The sequence below is a fragment of the Rhizobium sp. FG113 genome (genome assembly GCF_057809895.1).
Genome location: NZ_JBMDKV010000006.1, coordinates 230,810 through 246,049, shown reverse-complemented (window position 1 = coordinate 246,049; position 15,240 = coordinate 230,810). Strand labels below are relative to the sequence as shown.

Here is a 15,240-nt window from a genome sequence, read left to right as displayed (position 1 = left end):
CATGGCAGAACGTTCAAATCCTGAACTCACGGACGACGAAATTGAACTGATCGACCGTTATTGGCGCGCCGCCAACTATCTCTCGGTTGGCCAGATCTACCTGATGGACAATCCCCTGTTGCGTGAGCCGCTTCTGCCGGAGCACATCAAGCCACGTCTTCTCGGCCATTGGGGCACGACGCCCGGGCTCAATTTCATCTACGCGCATCTCAACCGCATGATCAAAACGCGTGACCGAGATGTTCTCTACGTCTGTGGTCCGGGTCATGGCGGGCCGGGGATGGTCGCAAATACCTATCTCGAAGGAACCTACAGCGAGATCTACCCTGAAATCCCGGAGGATGCCGACGGTATGCGCATACTCTTCCGACAGTTCTCATTTCCTGGCGGGATTCCAAGTCACGTCGCGCCGGAAACGCCCGGCTCCATTCACGAGGGCGGTGAACTCGGCTACGCGCTTGTCCATGCCTTTGGTGCCGCGTTTGATAATCCCGATCTCTTAGTGGCCTGCGTGGTGGGCGATGGAGAGGCAGAGACGGGAGCACTGGCAGCAGCTTGGCACTCAACGAAGTTTCTCAATCCAGCACGCGACGGCGCGGTTCTGCCGATCCTTCACCTCAATGGCTACAAGATCGCCAATCCGACCATCTTGTCGCGGATGAACGACGATGATCTTCGTAGCCTGTTCAGGGGATATGGCTACGAGCCAATCTTCGTCGAAGGACACGAGCCCACGGACATGCACCGACAAATGGCGGCTGCGTTCGACCGGACATTTGACATTATCGAATCCCTGCAAAGAGCGGCGAGAGGTTCCTCCGCGCCGACCAGCATGCCCAGGTGGCCGATGATCGTGCTTCGCAGTCCGAAGGGTTGGACCGGACCCAAGGAAGTCGACGGAAAGAAGGTCGAGGGCTTCTGGCGCGCTCATCAAGTGCCGGTTTCAAATTGCAGAGGCGATGAGGGACACCGGAGGATCCTCGAGGATTGGATGCTCAGTTATCAGCCTGACGATCTGTTTGATGCCGGTGGGCGCCTCAAGCCCGAACTCAAGGCGTTGGCGCCAGTTGGTGATAGACGCATGGGGGCGACGCCGTATGCAAACGGCGGCCGGATGCGACAAGAACTCATGCTTCCGGACATCCACGACCACGCAGTCCAGGTTGGCGACCGTGGTGCTCCGCAGGTGCAGTCGACGGAAATCCTGGGGCGCTATCTGCGTGACATCGTGAAACTGAATGCCAACGCGAATAACTTCCGGATCTTCGGTCCGGACGAGACCGAATCCAATCGACTGGGTGCGGTGTTTGAAGCGACCGACCGTGTCTGGATGCAGGGGATAGAGGACTTTGACGTCAATCTGGCATCCGACGGCAGGGTTATGGAGGTCCTAAGCGAGCATCTTTGCCAAGGCTGGCTGGAAGGCTACCTGCTTACCGGCCGGCATGGTCTTTTCTCCTGCTACGAAGCGTTCATCCACATCGTTGACTCGATGTTCAACCAACACGCCAAGTGGCTCAAAGTATCGCGAGGGATCGCCTGGCGCGAGCCGATATCATCGCTGAACTATCTTCTCACGTCGCATGTCTGGCGGCAGGACCACAACGGTTTCTCCCACCAGGACCCAGGCTTCATCGATCTGGTCGCCAACAAGAAGGCCGACATCGTCCGTATCTATCTCCCGCCGGACGCCAACACGCTTCTTTGGGTCGGCGATCATTGCCTGAAAACCTATGACCGCATCAACGTAATCGTTGCGGGAAAGCATCCGGAACCACAATTTCTAAGTATGGAGGAGGCGGCGAGCCACTGTGAGGCAGGCATCGGCGTCTGGGAGTGGGCGAGTTTTGAAGACGATACAATTGCGCCGGACGTTGTCATGGCCTGTGCAGGCGACGTGCCGACGATGGAGACTCTCGCGGCCGTCATGTTGTTGCACGAGGCAATACCGCACCTGAAGGTCAGAACCGTGAACGTCGTCGACCTACTTGCTCTGCAGGACCCCGGGCAGCACCCTCACGGTCTCTCCGATCAGTGTTTCGACACCATCTTCACATCCGACAAACCGGTCATCTTCGCCTATCACGGCTATCCTTATCTGATACATCGACTGACGTATCGCCGCTCGAACCATCGAAATTTCCATGTACGAGGCTTTGTTGAGGAAGGTACGACGACAACGCCGTTCGACATGGCTGTATTGAACGAACTGGACAGGTTCCATTTGGCCCTTGAGGCCATCGCGCGCGTGCCTGGCCTTGCTGAGAAACACCCTGACACAGTCGCTGATTTGCACGAAAGGCTCATCAAGCACCGGGCTCACGTTCGCGAATACGGGGAGGACATGCCCGAGATACTGGGCTGGCGTTGGAGCAGGGAGAATCGACGCGAGTTAGGGTCTGCGATTGGTCAAATAGATTAAGGCGGGTAACAACTTGGCCGATCAGCCGGGCCTCATCCGATACAAGGTATCCGCTTCGTTCAGGATCGCGTCAGTGTGTCTGTTTATCCACTCTTTGCCCGATCAACCCAGGAGGAAGGGAAGAGACATGACATCTGGTAAAAAGGCAATTTTCGCGGTCTTGCTCGGCTGTCTAGCAAGTCCTGCTTGGGCCGCGACAACAGTTAAAGTGGTGGAAAGCGGCGAAGGCGGCGGTCCAATGACTGTCACGCTCGATCAGTCGACAATCAAAGCAGGCGATATCAAAATTGAAGTGCATAACGACGCGATTGGCGAAGAGCATGAAATGGTGCTCGTCAAGCTAAAGTCGGCTGACCAAAAGATCCCCGTCGTGGCGGGAAAGCACCGGATCGACGAAAAGAAATTGAAGAGCCTTGGCGAGGTCTCCGAACTCAAGCCGGGCGCGGATGGGCAGCTGGAAACAAAGCTTGTCCCCGGATCATATCTCTTGCTCTGCAATATCAAAGGACACTACGAAGCCGGAATGCATACGGTTCTTACAGTTATTGAGTAACGAAACCCGCGACATCGTTGATGTCGAGCTCGTGCTTGACATCAACATCCAGGAGACGCGCAATCATGCATAACACGGCCAGCAGCCCGATATCCTATTCCGTGCCACAACGTGTACTGCACTGGCTTACAGCGCTGCTCGTATTTTTCAATTTACTGTTTCCCGACGGTATGAATGAATGGCACCGAAGCTTTAAGCGCACGGGATCAGCTACAGCGCAGCAGGTGGCATCCGCTAATGTTCATGCCTATGTTGGTGTGGCCATTCTTCTATTGGTCTGTCTTCGTCTGGCGCTCCGGCTTATGCAGGGGGCTCCTGCGTCTCCACCTGCGGAACCGGCCATCATCGCAGTGGCAGGAAACTAGCACATGCTGTTCTCTATTGTCTTTTGATTGCCCTACCTGTGACTGGGATAGCGGCCTACTACCTGGGTTACGACGGCCTCGGAGAAATCCACGCGGAGATACTCAAGGCAGCTCTGTGGGCTTTTTCTTGCGGCGCATGTGCTCGGCGCTCTCGTGCATCATTTCTATTGGAAAACCAACGTTCTTCGTCGAATGTCATGGTGAATGCTGATCCAGCCTACTTACTCTCGTGCGAACTGCTGTGATTTTAATGCACCAATTTGATCCAGCGCAATGTCGAGCGGCTATCGGGTGGTAGCCTCGGATGGCTGAACCGGCTTAGGGCAGGGCAGCACACCGAACGTGAGGTGCGCCGATGACATCCACGACTCTCATTAGATACGAGTGCGTCCCCGGACCGGACGGTCTTTTTAGTGTTGTCGATTTAGACAGCGGTCTGCCCGCAGACGTTGGCGCGACGGCGATCCTGCTCACTCACAAGGAAGCTCGGCAACTCATCAAGAGCTTGAGATTGCCGCATGAGAAAATGCATTCCACGTCATGTTGGACGGAGCGTATGAGGCCGACCGCCCAAGCGACAGCAGACAGAGTCGTGGCCTCGGCCCGCTCGCTCGTCCATCCATAATCTCTGCGGGTGTGCAACCCCTAGACCCGAAGTCGGCGAGCAACTGCAAAGCTGATGCGGAGACCGCTCAATTTGCAAGGTCAATCAAGGAGCACAGATATGATACCGCTCAAGAGGCTGATTGCAATTTCGATAACGGCAACGCTCGCCCTTTCGGGAGCAAGCTCGGGCCATGCACAGTCGAGACCGCCATCTGCTGAGAAGGCGCAGTCCAGTTCACACAGCGATATGATGCCAGGCACCGAATTAGGCGCTTCCGAAACGATGGGGCAGGGCATGATGGCGCCGACGATAATGGAAATATCGTCTTGCGGGGCGACTGGGCCGATGATGCAGCTCATGTTCGCGATTGGCGATACGAATGGCGACGGTGGGCTTTCATTCGAAGAGGTAACCGCAATTCATAAGCGCATCTTCGAGCAGGTTGATCAAAACAATGATCATAAAGTCACCTTGCAGGAAATGCAGGCGTTTTGGCGACGATAGGATTGGCTGCCTGTTAGCGGCCAAGCAAGCGTTTCGCTTCATTTGATCCGCGTCAAAGCGTGTCAGCAGAACCTCGCTTCTAATAACCGATATAGCGAAGGAGACGTGACATGTTGGCCAAGGACATTATGACGAGCCCTGTGACGACGATTAATGAAACGGCTACCGTTAGGCAGGCGGTCAATCTGATCAACGAAACCAGAATTGGCGCGCTTCCTGTCGTCGATGATAGCGGCCGGCTGACGGGAATAGTAACGGAGGGAGATCTGTTACGCCGGATTGCTTCGTCATGGATGCGGCATACCGTCCCGCATTCGCGCGATCGAGAAGACGCGCTTGCGGATTACATCAAAGCTCGAAGCTGGCGGATCCACGACGTTATGAGCTCACCCGTTGTTAGCGCGACGCCAACCGCAACCATCGCCCAGCTTGCCGAACTTCTCCAGGCCCACAACATCAAGCATCTCCCCGTGGTGGAGAGGGGTCTGATCGAGGGAATTATCAGCCGATGTGACCTCATGCGGACGCTTGTCGACAGTCCCGTTGACTGCGCCGCGGCGGGAGATGATGCACTCGTCGTCGCTGTGCGCAGCCGACTTGAAACTGAACTGGAAATTTCGCCAACTATGGTCACGGCGACCGTTTCCGATGGAAAGGTGACCTTATGCGGCGTGCTTGAGAGCCAGCGCGAGCGCGATGCCGCTCGGGTTGCTGCCGAAAGTGTCAGAGGAGTAACAGTCGTGGTGAACAACATCTCCGTTGCTTATCATATGTTCAGTCGTCCGAAGCCTTGACGGTCAGATTGGCTCATACCGAAGGGCGGTTGGGATGCTCAAATCGATTGCAGATATCATCATTTCCCGGGCATTCCTCATCGTTTTGGTCCTGATGGTGGTAGCTGTCATGGGCGTGTTGCTTGTTCGCGCGCCGAGCAGCAACGAAAGTCGATCTGTTGTCGAGCACTATCTGGGAGCACCGTGAGCTGCCATGGATGCAACGTACCCACCAATGCAGCTGATTCAACGTCTGTTGCCGAGCGGCGTGAAACTCCGCACGACAAGCCCGCTACCGGATGGGCTTTTTGGCTTCGTCTGGGCCACCGGAAGGGCTCATCAGGTAGCTGTCGCAGCGCTCTCGTTTATTCTCTTTCTCATCGGTGCAGTTCCACTGGAGCTGCAACGCCGGATTGTGAATGCGGCGACTGAGGGCGCCGCCTATGAATCCTTGCTCATTCTCGTCTCAGTTTATCTGGCAGTGGTGGTTTTTGAAGGGGGAACAAAATTCTTCCTCAATCTCTATCGCGGCTGGCTTGGCGAAGTAGCGACCTTGTGGCTCCGCACGCTAGTGCTTAGCAAAGCCGAAACGCCGCCTGCTGAAACGATGCTGGAAGGTGTCGAGCTATCTATCGTCCTTGCAGAGGCGGAGCCGGTTGGAAGCTTTGTGGGTACCAGCATCTCGGAGCCGTTGCTGCAAATCGGCATACTAACGACGATTGGCGGGTATCTCATCTATCTACAGCCTCTGATGATGCTGGCAGTTGCCGCGACCTTCGCGCCTCAGTTGTTGTTCGTGCCCCTTCTTCAAGCGGTCATTAATCGGAGAGTAGAAAGCAAGATTGCAATAATGCGCGAGGTTAGCGAAGACATGGTTCACTCGATAGAAGGGCAGGACGAGAGCGATCCCCAATCCTTCCGCATCATGGCTGTCTTTACAGCGAACATGGGCATCTTCCGCTTTAAGTACGCTATGAATTTTCTCATGAATCTGATGGCGCAGCTTGGCTACGTCGGCATTTTCGTTCTTGGCGGTTACTATGTCGTGACCGGAAAAACCGAGATTGGCACGGTCGTGGCATTCGTTTCTGGCTTGGCAAAGATCGTAGATCCCTGGGGGGCAATCGTCGACTGGTATCGGGATCTAAGGGTAACACAGGTCAAGTATCGACTTATTCGCGACGCTGCCATCGGAGCACGAAGCAAAGTTTAGGGGATGACCTCAGGGCGCGATGTTCCGAGGAATTCCCCTTATGCCCATTGGGGCCAAGCGGCGTCGGTGGCAATGACGGTGCATCTTGTGCAACTAGCGCAGACTCCGCTTGCGCCGTCAATTGCTTTAGAAATTGATGATGCTGCTATCGAGCCGGCGAACTGAGCGGGCGGGATTCTAACCCATGTGATTTTGGAGAATGGCTTTGACGCCTTGACGCCGTCCCTTTGGCTTGAAATCGACCAGTAGCGATTTCAACTCAAGCTCGCGGACCCTCCGAGCGGCCTCATCCGGCGCCACCCAGGCAAGCTGGCGTTGCCCTTTCTCCTTAAATGCATCCTTCTGCGTGGTAACCTCGATCTGAAAGAGATCGACGATCGTTGGAACTACATTCCCGTCCTCCAGAAACTTGAGGTATGTGTATCGACCGACTGCGGTCTTATGGACAGTCCCTTTGACGCCAGCTTCCTCCCACGCCTCGATTGCTGCCGCTTCGTGGGGCTTCTTCTTTTTCATCGGCCAGCCTTTCGGTACGATCCACCGACCAGTGTCCCGGGAAGAGATAACGAGCACTTCGATTTTTGAAGTCGCCCCTAAGTAGCGAAAGCAGACTGCGCCATATTGCTGCCGAAACGCACCTGAGAAGAGCTTCTCGGGTTCGCCGGCGAGCTGCTCCAAAAGGGACGGTCGCTTTTTCGTGATATTGTTACTCTGCTTCTTTCCCGGCATGTGGATCACCCATGGATCACTGGATGATAGTGGTCTGAGATAGCGAGACATAGCGCGGGCTTCGCTCGTGGCACGCATAAGAGTCGAAATCCACAGGATTGGCGGGTGCAATCAATAATCTTGGGTCGCGTTGTGAAAAAAAGGGGGTGCAAGACATGTTAGGCGGTTTAGCATGCTTCGAACACAGGCGCGCCTACCCACCGATTTTGCTCATGGCAAATCCTTACGACGCAAGCAGGTCCGCGTGCAAAGCTGACTTGTTTTCAATTCCTTAGGTTTCCGAGGCTCGGGTCAGCGGTTCGGATCCCATCAAGATACTAATGAAACCCCGAAGTCGGAGGATTGACAATTTCCATATATCCAATAATCTGGATATATGGAAATTAATAGCGCGATAACGGCCCTTGGGGCCTTGGCCCAGAACACCCGCCTTGAGACGTTCCGTCTACTCGTCCGCCACGAGCCGGAAGGCATTCCGGCAGGCGAACTCGCCCGGCTCCTCGATGTCCCGCAGAACACTATGTCGGCGCATCTAGCGACGCTGTCCCGTGCAGGGTTGGTCAAGAGCGAGCGCCAGAGCCGATCGATCATCTACCGTGCCGACCTCGACGGCCTGCGCGACCTGACCTTGTTTCTACTCAAAGACTGCTGCGGCGGCTCGACGGAGCTTTGCGCGCCGCTCATCGCAGCACTGACGCCATGCTGCGCCCCGGGGGCGAGGCCATGCTGAGCGTGATCGCGTTGCACGAAGTGGCCGGTAGCGACGCTCGTCTCCGTGAGGCGCTCCGTGCCGCAGATCTCCCGACCGATGACATTGAAGACGACGGCCGCGCTTTCTTTGAAGCAGCCTCAGGCGACGGCCAAACGATCGGATATGCCGGCCTTGAACGCTGCGCCGGCGATTATCTGCCGCGGTCTGTTGTCGTTCTGCCGGCTCATCGGGGTCATGGGGTCGGCCGAGCCATCGTCGAGGCAACGCTACGAGACGTCGATGGCGATGTGTTCCTCGCTACGACGAGCGCAGCGCGGTTCTTTTCGAGCATCGGGTTTTCAGAGGTGTCGCGGACCGAAGTGCCTCCCGCGGTGCTCGCGACCCGACAGCTCTCATCCATCTGCCCATCGTCGGCGACCATCATGATGCTCATCAGGCCGCCGACCTAACACGGACCACGACCATGACTGATAAGACGTATAACGTGCTTTTCCTCTGCACGGGCAATTCCGCTCGCTCAATTCTTGCCGAGTCCATCCTCAACAAGGAGGGTGGCGGCCGGTTCAAGGCATACTCCGCCGGCAGCCAGCCTAAGGGCGACGTCAATCCGTACGCCCTAAGGGAATTGGAGACACTGGGTTATCCATCGACGGGTTTCTCGTCGAAGAGTTGGGACGTGTTTGCCGCATCTGGCGCGCCGGACATGGATTTCATCTTCACGGTTTGCGACAGCGCCGCGGGCGAGGCCTGTCCCGTCTGGATCGGCCATCCGATGACAGCCCACTGGGGCGTCGAGGATCCTGCCGCCGTCTCCGGCCTGGATATCGACAAGCAGCGTGCCTTCGCGCAGGCGGCCCGCTTCCTCAAGAACCGGATCCTTGCATTCCTGAACCTGCCGCTGGCGTCCATCGATCGGCTGGCGCTGGAGACCAAGCTCCGCCAGATCGGCGCAATGGACGGTTCGACCTCGCCACAGGGAAAGTCGGCCTGATGTCCACCTTCGAACGATACCTGACCATCTGGGTCTTCCTCTGCATCGCCGTAGGCGTTGCCCTCGGCCACCTGATGCCCGGCGTCTTCCAGGTCATCGGCGCCGCCGAGATTGCCAAAGTCAACATCCCGGTTGCGGTCTTGATCTGGCTGATGATCATTCCGATGCTGCTGAAGATTGATTTCCGGTCGTTGGCGCAGGTTGGCTCCTACTGGCGGGGGATCGGCGTCACGTTGATCATCAACTGGGCCATCAAGCCATTCTCGATCGCGTTGTTGGGATGGCTGTTCGTCGGCTGGCTGTTTCGGCCCTATCTGCCGGCAGACCAGATCGACTCCTATATCGCTGGCTTTATCATTCTTGCCGCCGCACCCTGCACGGCCATGGTCTTCGTCTGGTCGAACCTGACGCGGGGTGAGCCGCTGTTCACGCTCTCGCAGGTGGCCTTGAACGACGCGATCATGGTCGTCGCTTTTGCGCCGATCGTCGGCATGCTACTCGGCCTATCGGCCATCACCGTGCCGTGGGCGACGCTTGCCCTGTCGGTCGCGCTATATATCGTCGTGCCGGTCATCATCGCGCAGGTGCTGCGGAGCTACCTGACGGCCGACGGCACGACGGGTGCGCTCGACCGCTTGCTTGCGAAGCTGCAACCGATGTCGCTCGTCGCGCTTCTTGCCACGCTCGTGCTTCTCTTCGCCTTCCAGGGCGAGCAGATCATCGCCCAGCCGGCTGTCATCGCCTTGCTGGCCGTGCCTATCCTCATCCAGGTCTATCTGAACTCCGGGCTGGCCTATCTCTTGAACCGCATAGCTGGCGAGCGCCATTGCGTCGCCGGGCCGTCAGCGCTCATCGGTGCCAGCAACTTCTTCGAACTTGCGGTTGCCGCCGCGATCAGCCTGTTCGGTTTTCAGTCGGGCGCCGCACTCGCCACAGTCGTCGGCGTCCTGATCGAGGTGCCCGTGATGCTGTCGGTCGTCTGGATCGTGAACCGGTCGAAGGATTGGTACGAGGCATCACCCGCAGTTTCCCGCAACACCATCATTGAAAGACCCTGACCATGGACGCCACCATCTACCACAACCCTGCTTGCGGCACGTCTCGCAACACGCTGGCGCTGATCCGCGCCGCCGGGATTGAACCCACCGTCATCGAATACCTGCAGAACCCGCCATCGCGCGAGCTGCTTTCGACGATGATCGCAGATGCCGGACTGACGGTTCGAGAAGCGATCCGCGAGAAGGGCACGCCCTATGCTGAACTTGGGCTCGACAATCCGGACCTCTCCGACGATCAGTTGCTGGACGCGATGATCGCGACCCCGATCCTGATCAACCGACCATTCGTCGTCACGCCGCTTGGCACCAGACTTGCCCGCCCTTCGGAGGTCGTTCTCGACATTCTGCCGGTCGATGCCTTCAAAGGACCGTTCACCAAAGAAGACAGCGAACAGGTCTTCGACCAGGAAGGACAGCGCATTGTTTGAGACATTTCCCGCTTTGCATGACGGCCATCTTCAGCCGATCGCGCCAGAATCGCTGCGGCCAGCGTTCTCCACCCACAAGCCAAGGATCCTGATCCTCTATGGATCGCTTCGGGAGGTGTCGTATAGCCGCCTCCTAGCCTTCGAAGTCCGTCGCCTGCTCGAATGCCTCGGATGCGAGGTGCGGATATTCGATCCGGCTGGATTGCCGCTCCCGGACGAGGCACCCGTCAGCCATCCCAAGGTTCAGGAACTGCGCGACCTCACGCAATGGTCGGAAGGCCAGGTCTGGATCAGCCCCGAGCGCCACGGCGCGATGACAGGAATCATGAAGGCGCAGATCGACTGGATCCCGCTGTCGCTCGGCTCCGTCCGCCCCACCCAGGGCAAGACGCTGGCGGTGATGGAGGTTTCCGGTGGCAGCCAGTCCTTCAACGCCGTGAACCAGTTGCGCATCCTTGGTCGCTGGATGCGGATGATCACCATCCCCAATCAGAGCAGCGTGGCGAAGGCGTTTCAGGAATTCGATGCCGATGGCCGGATGAAGCCGTCATCCTACTATGATCGCGTCGTCGATGTCTGCGAGGAACTGGTGAAGTTCACCATCCTCACGCGCGACGCCTCGTCCTGCCTCACGGACCGGTATAGCGAGCGGAAGGAAGAGGCGGCCGAGCTGGAGAAGCGGGTTTCGCTGAAGTCGATCTGACGGATCAGACCGTCGCGGTGGCAGGCTGCCGGCAGGACGCTGCCACCGCAACGAATGCCGCGATGCTGATCGCCCCGAGGCATGCGTTTGCGACGAGGGCGAAGCTCAGCCCGAGATTCTCCATGGCCGCCGCAAACACGAAGGGCGCGCCGGCGCCGACCGCTAGACGGGCGGCAGCCATCTTGCCGGTGATCGCACCATATCCGTCTGATCCGAACAGATATAGCGGCAGGCTTCCCTGCGCGATGCTGTTGATGCCGGAACCGAGCCCCAGGCATATGGCGAAGGCGACCGCACCCGGCAGCCAGTTGCCTGTCATCAGCAGGATCAGGACGCCACAGACGATGAGCACGGCCGAGAGCACGGCGAGTGCGGGCGGCGACAGGTTTCTCCCAAAAACCATGTTGATCAGACGGCTCAGGACCTGAGCAGGGCCGAACAGCGAGCCGATCACAACGGCTGCGGTGCCCAACCCGATCGATCCCAGCATCGGCACCATATGGGCAAGGATCGCGGCGAGCGTGAAGCCGAGAAGCGCGAAGGCAAAGGAGACGACCACCATCGAGCGGCGCCGGGCGTGCGGCGGGATCGCGCCGATGACTGTCTCGCGCGGTCGGGCCGTCGCGTCCCCTACCTTTTGTCCGAGGCTTCGGATCCAGAAGTGCAGCGGCATGCAGAGGAACAGGTTCAGCGCCGCAAAGACGAGGTAGATCTCCCGCCAGGACAGATAGCCGGTGAGCGCCGCCGAGATCGGCCAGAAGATCGTCGAGGCAAAGCCGCCGATCAATGTCAGATAGGTGATGCTGCGGGAGGCTGTGCGCGGATCGCTCTCAACCAATGCCGCAAATGCCGCCTGATACTGCACCATGCCGGACGACACCTCGAGCAGGATGATACCGATCGCGAAGACTGCGACCGAGGGCGACCAGGCGCATAGGGCGAGCGTCAGTGCAGCAAGGGCCGAGCCGATGGTCATGATCGTCGCCGCGCCGATCCGGTCCATCTGCTTGCCGATATAGGTGGCCGATAAGCCGCCGATAAACAGGGATACGGAGAACACGCCGAACACTTCCGCCAGCGACAAGCCGAGATCCGCCGCCATGCCGGGCGCCAGGATGCTGAAGCTGTAATAGAGCGTGCCGTAACCGATGATCTGCGTCAGGCCGAGAGCCGAGACAAGCCTAGCCGAGATTTTCGAACTAGGCAACGACGTCACCCTTGTCGGCCGGGATGCAGCAGTCATCGGCACGCTCGACGTTCTCCCTGATCGCCGGGTGACCTGCGCAGCAGTCTTCCATCAGGAACTTGACGAGATCGGCAAGCGCGTCATAGCCGGCGCTGTAGATGATTGAGCGGGATTCCCGTCGCTGGGAGATCAATCCCGACCGCTCCAGCTCCTTCAGATGGAACGAGACATTCGTGGCGGAAACGCCCATGCGCTCAGCGATCACGCCTGCGGCCAATCCTTCAGGCCCGGCCACGACCAGCGCTCGGACGATGGCAAGGCGCGTCTCCTGAGAGAGCGCCGCAAATGAGGAAAGGGCTTGACGTTCGTTCATACTTCAACAATCCTTGAACTATTGGATAGAGGGATAGCGCACATGAACGCGATCGACAAGACCGTTTCGACTGACATCAGTCTCGGCCACCTCCTCGATGTGCTCGCGGTGGCGCCCGATGCCCCGCTGGTCTTCAATTACGGGGGCAGTTCGGTCCGACCTGGCTACCACGTCACCGAGGTGAAGGCGGGGCGGTTTTCGGCGCTCGACTGCGGGGCCAATCCGGAAGCCTGGTCGGAGATCTTCGTCCAATTGTGGGATATCGACGAAGATGGTCGGACACACATGCCGGCCGGCAAGTTCGCAGCGATCATCCGCAAAGTTTCCGAGCATGTCCGGCTCGAGCCAACGGCAAAGTTGACGTTCGAGGTTAGCGACGGGGAGCGGCCGATGGCCCTCTACTGCGCGGCCGCGCCGAGGCTCGTCGCCGGCACCTTCGAGGTTTGCCTCTCTGCACGGCCAGCGAGCTGCAAGCCGAGAGATCGGTGGCTGGCAGAGGAACACGCAAAGCCCTCCTGCTGCGCACCGACAACCGGAGAATCAAGGTGCTGCACGTAACTATGCTCGTTGAGTGATGACGTGATCTTCTTGCTGATCCGCAGCGGATTAAGCTGCTAAGTTTTACCGGATTTCACTCGTTACAATAATGGGTCGATGGTTCGATCCCGCTCGAATCAGGGTGTTTGGTCTAACGATTGGAGTCTCAAGAAGTCGAGAAACGCGCGCATGCCCGTACCAAGATGGCGGTGCCGCGGATAGTACAGGCAAAGGCCGGGGTAGGGTGGCGTCCAGTCGACCAGCACCTGCCGCAGTTTTCCGTCGGCAAGAGCGTCGGCCGCCATCCACCGCGTCACGTAAGCAAGACCGGCGCCGTCCAGCGCCGCGGCCAGAAGAAGTCTGGACTGATCGACGACGAGATTGCCGGTGGTCGCCATGACGACATTCTCGCCGCGGCGCTGGAACTCCCATCGATAGATCGAGCCACCCGCCATACGCAGTTGCACGCATTGGTGAAGCGCGAGGTTTGAAGGACTCTCGAGTGGCGGAGCATCCTTCAGATAGCAGGGCGACCCTACTACGATGTGCTGCTGATCCGGACCGATCGGGATCGCGACCATCTCGTCGGGGACGAGTTCAGCCGCCCGGACGCCACAGTCGAACCCTCCTTCGGCGATGTCGACCAACCTCCCCTCGGACCGGATTTCAAAGCGCATCGTGGGCTGAAGCTTCATAAAGCGGGTCAGCAGCGGCATCAGCACCTGCTCGGCGGCATTGGCGTCGCAGTTGACCCGCACGAGCCCGGAGAACGATGTAGTCTGTTCGCGCAGCTCCTCGACTGCCAGTCCTATCTCTCCGATCGCGGGCATGAGGCGTTGCGCAAGTCTCCGCCCCGGCTCCGTCAGCGAAACATTTCTGGTGGACCTGTGAAAGAGCTTCACCTTGAGACGCCGCTCCAGTCCGGCGACCGCGTGGCTCAGTGCCGACGGCGTCTGGCCGAGCGTTCTTGAGGCGGCACGAAACCCTCCGTACTCGGCAACGGCAAGGAAAGCCGCAAGCTCGCCCGGCGGAAGCGAACTCACTGTTCGAATTATCTCATCATTGTGTGTAGCGTCTGCCATCTAGTTCACGAATGCCACGCGTTTATCTTCCGGGCAAGTCGAATGTCTGAAGGAGTACGACCATGACTTCATCCATCCCATTTGGGTTTTCATCGACCGCCTCCGACGTTCTGGAAGGTGTCGACCTTACCGGGCAGAATATCATCGTGACCGGAGGTGCTGCGGGTATCGGGCTGGAGACAAGCCGCGCTCTAGCCGCCGCAGGCGCGGCCGTGACGATTGCGGCCCGCCGTCCGAACGAGGCTGAGAGAGCTGTCACCGAGATGAGGCAGGCCATGCCCGCCGCTCGGCTGTTCGTTCGTCGCCTTGATCTCTCCGATCTTTCTTCCGTTAGGGAATTTACGGAAAGCTGGGACGAACCCCTGCACGTCCTCGTCAACAACGCCGGTGTCATGGCCATTCCGGAACTGCAGAGGACCTCTGAAGGTCGGGAGATGCAGTTCGCCACCAACTATCTAGGTCACTTCGCGCTTGCGCTCGGCCTACGGAAGCATCTGGCCAGCGCGAACGGCGCCCGCGTCGTTTCCATCGCGTCGACGGGCAACCTGTTTGCGCCCGTGTTCTGGGACGATCCCGACTTCCGCTTCATTCCATACGATCCGCTGCTCGCCTATGGGCAATCGAAGACGGCCTGCATTCTGATGGCCGTGGGGATTACGAACAATTGGGCCGGCGACGGCATCACGTCGAACGCTTGCAACCCCGGAGCGATCGCAACCGGCCTTCAGAAGCACACCGGCGGTCTTCGGACGCCCGAGCATCTGCGCAAGACGACAGAGCAGGGGGCGTCAACGTCGGTGCTGCTCGCGGGCTCGCCGCTTGTGGAGGGAATTTCCGGCAGATATTTCGACGACTGCCAGGAGGCTCCTCTCGTCGACGAGCGTGGAGCCGGGCCGTTCAGGGGAGTGGCACGATACGCAGTCGACCCGGAGAACGCTTTTCGTCTCTGGGGGATGGCGACGCGGATAGTCTCATCGCCGCTGTAGTTGGCGCAACCTGCAGAA

General features: G+C 58.6%; 18 protein-coding genes and 1 pseudogene. 15 read left to right on the top strand and 4 right to left on the bottom strand.

Translation table 11 applies throughout. The features are described from left to right. The first annotated feature begins 1 nt into the window (after position 1). The 7 genes and pseudogenes from ACODTZ_RS17550 to ACODTZ_RS17520 all read left to right on the top strand — a co-directional run bounded on the left by ACODTZ_RS17550 (position 2) and on the right by ACODTZ_RS17520 (position 6,437). Positions 2–2,422: a phosphoketolase family protein gene (locus ACODTZ_RS17550; RefSeq protein WP_489026995.1), complete on the top strand. Its 2,421-nt coding sequence runs from the start codon at positions 2–4 to the stop codon at positions 2,420–2,422. Positions 2,423–2,549: 127 nt separating this feature from the next. Then, positions 2,550–2,975: a copper resistance protein gene (locus tag ACODTZ_RS17545; protein ID WP_489026994.1), complete on the top strand. Its 426-nt coding sequence runs from the start codon at positions 2,550–2,552 to the stop codon at positions 2,973–2,975. 65 nt (positions 2,976–3,040) lie between these two features. Continuing rightward, positions 3,041–3,544: pseudogene (locus ACODTZ_RS17540) on the top strand (cytochrome b). 520 nt (positions 3,545–4,064) lie between these two features. Further along, a complete protein-coding gene (locus ACODTZ_RS17535; protein WP_489026993.1) occupies positions 4,065–4,451 on the top strand; it encodes an EF-hand domain-containing protein in 387 nt (128 codons plus the stop codon). Between the two features lie 110 nt (positions 4,452–4,561). Then, positions 4,562–5,245: a CBS domain-containing protein gene (locus tag ACODTZ_RS17530; protein WP_489026992.1), complete on the top strand. Its 684-nt coding sequence runs from the start codon at positions 4,562–4,564 to the stop codon at positions 5,243–5,245. A gap of 34 nt (positions 5,246–5,279) precedes the next feature. Next, positions 5,280–5,432 (top strand): hypothetical protein, encoded by a 153-nt coding sequence (locus tag ACODTZ_RS17525; protein WP_489026991.1) that lies wholly within the window; start codon positions 5,280–5,282, stop codon positions 5,430–5,432. Positions 5,433–5,459: 27 nt separating this feature from the next. Next, positions 5,460–6,437 (top strand): ABC transporter ATP-binding protein, encoded by a 978-nt coding sequence (locus ACODTZ_RS17520; RefSeq protein WP_489026990.1) that lies wholly within the window; start codon positions 5,460–5,462, stop codon positions 6,435–6,437. Between the two features lie 177 nt (positions 6,438–6,614). On the opposite strand, the gene ACODTZ_RS17515 is transcribed toward ACODTZ_RS17520, so the two are convergent. Further along, positions 6,615–7,166, bottom strand: coding sequence for an NUDIX hydrolase (locus tag ACODTZ_RS17515; protein ID WP_489026989.1), 552 nt, complete (start codon positions 7,164–7,166; stop codon positions 6,615–6,617). 376 nt (positions 7,167–7,542) lie between these two features. Here ACODTZ_RS17515 and ACODTZ_RS17510 point away from each other — a divergent pair, with 376 nt between their 5' ends. The 6 genes from ACODTZ_RS17510 to arsH are packed head-to-tail and all read left to right on the top strand — an operon-like array spanning position 7,543 to position 11,058. Next, the gene (locus ACODTZ_RS17510; RefSeq protein ID WP_489026988.1) at positions 7,543–7,896 is read left to right on the top strand and encodes an ArsR/SmtB family transcription factor; all 354 of its coding nucleotides are present in this window, start codon (positions 7,543–7,545) and stop codon (positions 7,894–7,896) included. After that, positions 7,890–8,327 carry an arsenic resistance N-acetyltransferase ArsN2 gene (arsN2, locus tag ACODTZ_RS17505; protein ID WP_489026987.1) on the top strand — a complete coding sequence of 146 codons (438 nt, stop codon included), beginning with the start codon at positions 7,890–7,892 and terminating at the stop codon, positions 8,325–8,327. Before ACODTZ_RS17510 ends, arsN2 begins: the two co-directional genes overlap by 7 nt. 14 nt (positions 8,328–8,341) lie before the next feature. Continuing rightward, the gene (locus tag ACODTZ_RS17500) at positions 8,342–8,869 is read left to right on the top strand and encodes an arsenate reductase ArsC (protein ID WP_489026986.1); all 528 of its coding nucleotides are present in this window, start codon (positions 8,342–8,344) and stop codon (positions 8,867–8,869) included. After that, positions 8,869–9,927 (top strand): ACR3 family arsenite efflux transporter, encoded by a 1,059-nt coding sequence (arsB, locus tag ACODTZ_RS17495; RefSeq protein WP_489026985.1) that lies wholly within the window; start codon positions 8,869–8,871, stop codon positions 9,925–9,927. The genes ACODTZ_RS17500 and arsB overlap by 1 nt, the downstream gene beginning before the upstream one ends. Before the next feature lie 2 nt (positions 9,928–9,929). Further along, positions 9,930–10,355: an arsenate reductase (glutaredoxin) gene (gene arsC / locus ACODTZ_RS17490; RefSeq protein ID WP_489026984.1), complete on the top strand. Its 426-nt coding sequence runs from the start codon at positions 9,930–9,932 to the stop codon at positions 10,353–10,355. Beyond that, entirely contained in the window at positions 10,282–11,058 is a 777-nt protein-coding gene (gene arsH, locus ACODTZ_RS17485; RefSeq protein ID WP_489026983.1) for an arsenical resistance protein ArsH, read from the top strand. The genes arsC and arsH overlap by 74 nt, the downstream gene beginning before the upstream one ends. A gap of 4 nt (positions 11,059–11,062) precedes the next feature. On the opposite strand, the gene arsK is transcribed toward arsH, so the two are convergent. Further along, positions 11,063–12,301 carry an arsenite efflux MFS transporter ArsK gene (arsK, locus tag ACODTZ_RS17480; RefSeq protein ID WP_489026982.1) on the bottom strand — a complete coding sequence of 413 codons (1,239 nt, stop codon included), beginning with the start codon at positions 12,299–12,301 and terminating at the stop codon, positions 11,063–11,065. Further along, a complete protein-coding gene (locus ACODTZ_RS17475) occupies positions 12,258–12,617 on the bottom strand; it encodes an ArsR/SmtB family transcription factor (RefSeq protein ID WP_489026981.1) in 360 nt (119 codons plus the stop codon). The genes arsK and ACODTZ_RS17475 overlap by 44 nt, the downstream gene beginning before the upstream one ends. 42 nt (positions 12,618–12,659) lie before the next feature. Here ACODTZ_RS17475 and ACODTZ_RS17470 point away from each other — a divergent pair, with 42 nt between their 5' ends. Next, positions 12,660–13,175 (top strand): DUF6428 family protein, encoded by a 516-nt coding sequence (locus ACODTZ_RS17470; protein ID WP_489026980.1) that lies wholly within the window; start codon positions 12,660–12,662, stop codon positions 13,173–13,175. 116 nt (positions 13,176–13,291) lie between these two features. On the opposite strand, the gene ACODTZ_RS17465 is transcribed toward ACODTZ_RS17470, so the two are convergent. Beyond that, on the bottom strand, positions 13,292–14,197 hold the full coding sequence (locus tag ACODTZ_RS17465) for a LysR family transcriptional regulator (protein ID WP_489026979.1): 906 nt from the start codon (positions 14,195–14,197) through the stop codon (positions 13,292–13,294). 101 nt (positions 14,198–14,298) lie between these two features. On the opposite strand from ACODTZ_RS17465, the gene ACODTZ_RS17460 reads away from it, so the two are divergent. Continuing rightward, a complete protein-coding gene (locus tag ACODTZ_RS17460; protein ID WP_489026978.1) occupies positions 14,299–15,222 on the top strand; it encodes an SDR family NAD(P)-dependent oxidoreductase in 924 nt (307 codons plus the stop codon). Positions 15,223–15,240 lie beyond the last annotated feature (18 nt).

What these genes read in the sequence shown, in the direction of transcription:
- arsN2 (WP_489026987.1), top strand. Translation starts at nt 7,890, where the DNA reads ATGCTGAGCGTGATCGCGTTGCACGAAGTGGCCGGTAGCGACGCTCGT.
- ACODTZ_RS17525 (WP_489026991.1), top strand. Translation starts at nt 5,280, where the DNA reads ATGCTCAAATCGATTGCAGATATCATCATTTCCCGGGCATTCCTCATC.
- arsC (WP_489026984.1), top strand. Translation starts at nt 9,930, where the DNA reads ATGGACGCCACCATCTACCACAACCCTGCTTGCGGCACGTCTCGCAAC.
- ACODTZ_RS17515 (WP_489026989.1), bottom strand. Translation starts at nt 7,166, where the DNA reads ATGCCGGGAAAGAAGCAGAGTAACAATATCACGAAAAAGCGACCGTCC.
- ACODTZ_RS17470 (WP_489026980.1), top strand. Translation starts at nt 12,660, where the DNA reads ATGAACGCGATCGACAAGACCGTTTCGACTGACATCAGTCTCGGCCAC.
- ACODTZ_RS17530 (WP_489026992.1), top strand. Translation starts at nt 4,562, where the DNA reads ATGTTGGCCAAGGACATTATGACGAGCCCTGTGACGACGATTAATGAA.
- ACODTZ_RS17520 (WP_489026990.1), top strand. Translation starts at nt 5,460, where the DNA reads ATGCAGCTGATTCAACGTCTGTTGCCGAGCGGCGTGAAACTCCGCACG.
- arsK (WP_489026982.1), bottom strand. Translation starts at nt 12,301, where the DNA reads ATGACTGCTGCATCCCGGCCGACAAGGGTGACGTCGTTGCCTAGTTCG.
- ACODTZ_RS17500 (WP_489026986.1), top strand. Translation starts at nt 8,342, where the DNA reads ATGACTGATAAGACGTATAACGTGCTTTTCCTCTGCACGGGCAATTCC.
- arsB (WP_489026985.1), top strand. Translation starts at nt 8,869, where the DNA reads ATGTCCACCTTCGAACGATACCTGACCATCTGGGTCTTCCTCTGCATC.
- arsH (WP_489026983.1), top strand. Translation starts at nt 10,282, where the DNA reads ATGCCTTCAAAGGACCGTTCACCAAAGAAGACAGCGAACAGGTCTTCG.
- ACODTZ_RS17510 (WP_489026988.1), top strand. Translation starts at nt 7,543, where the DNA reads ATGGAAATTAATAGCGCGATAACGGCCCTTGGGGCCTTGGCCCAGAAC.
- ACODTZ_RS17545 (WP_489026994.1), top strand. Translation starts at nt 2,550, where the DNA reads ATGACATCTGGTAAAAAGGCAATTTTCGCGGTCTTGCTCGGCTGTCTA.
- ACODTZ_RS17535 (WP_489026993.1), top strand. Translation starts at nt 4,065, where the DNA reads ATGATACCGCTCAAGAGGCTGATTGCAATTTCGATAACGGCAACGCTC.
- ACODTZ_RS17460 (WP_489026978.1), top strand. Translation starts at nt 14,299, where the DNA reads ATGACTTCATCCATCCCATTTGGGTTTTCATCGACCGCCTCCGACGTT.
- ACODTZ_RS17550 (WP_489026995.1), top strand. Translation starts at nt 2, where the DNA reads ATGGCAGAACGTTCAAATCCTGAACTCACGGACGACGAAATTGAACTG.
- ACODTZ_RS17475 (WP_489026981.1), bottom strand. Translation starts at nt 12,617, where the DNA reads ATGAACGAACGTCAAGCCCTTTCCTCATTTGCGGCGCTCTCTCAGGAG.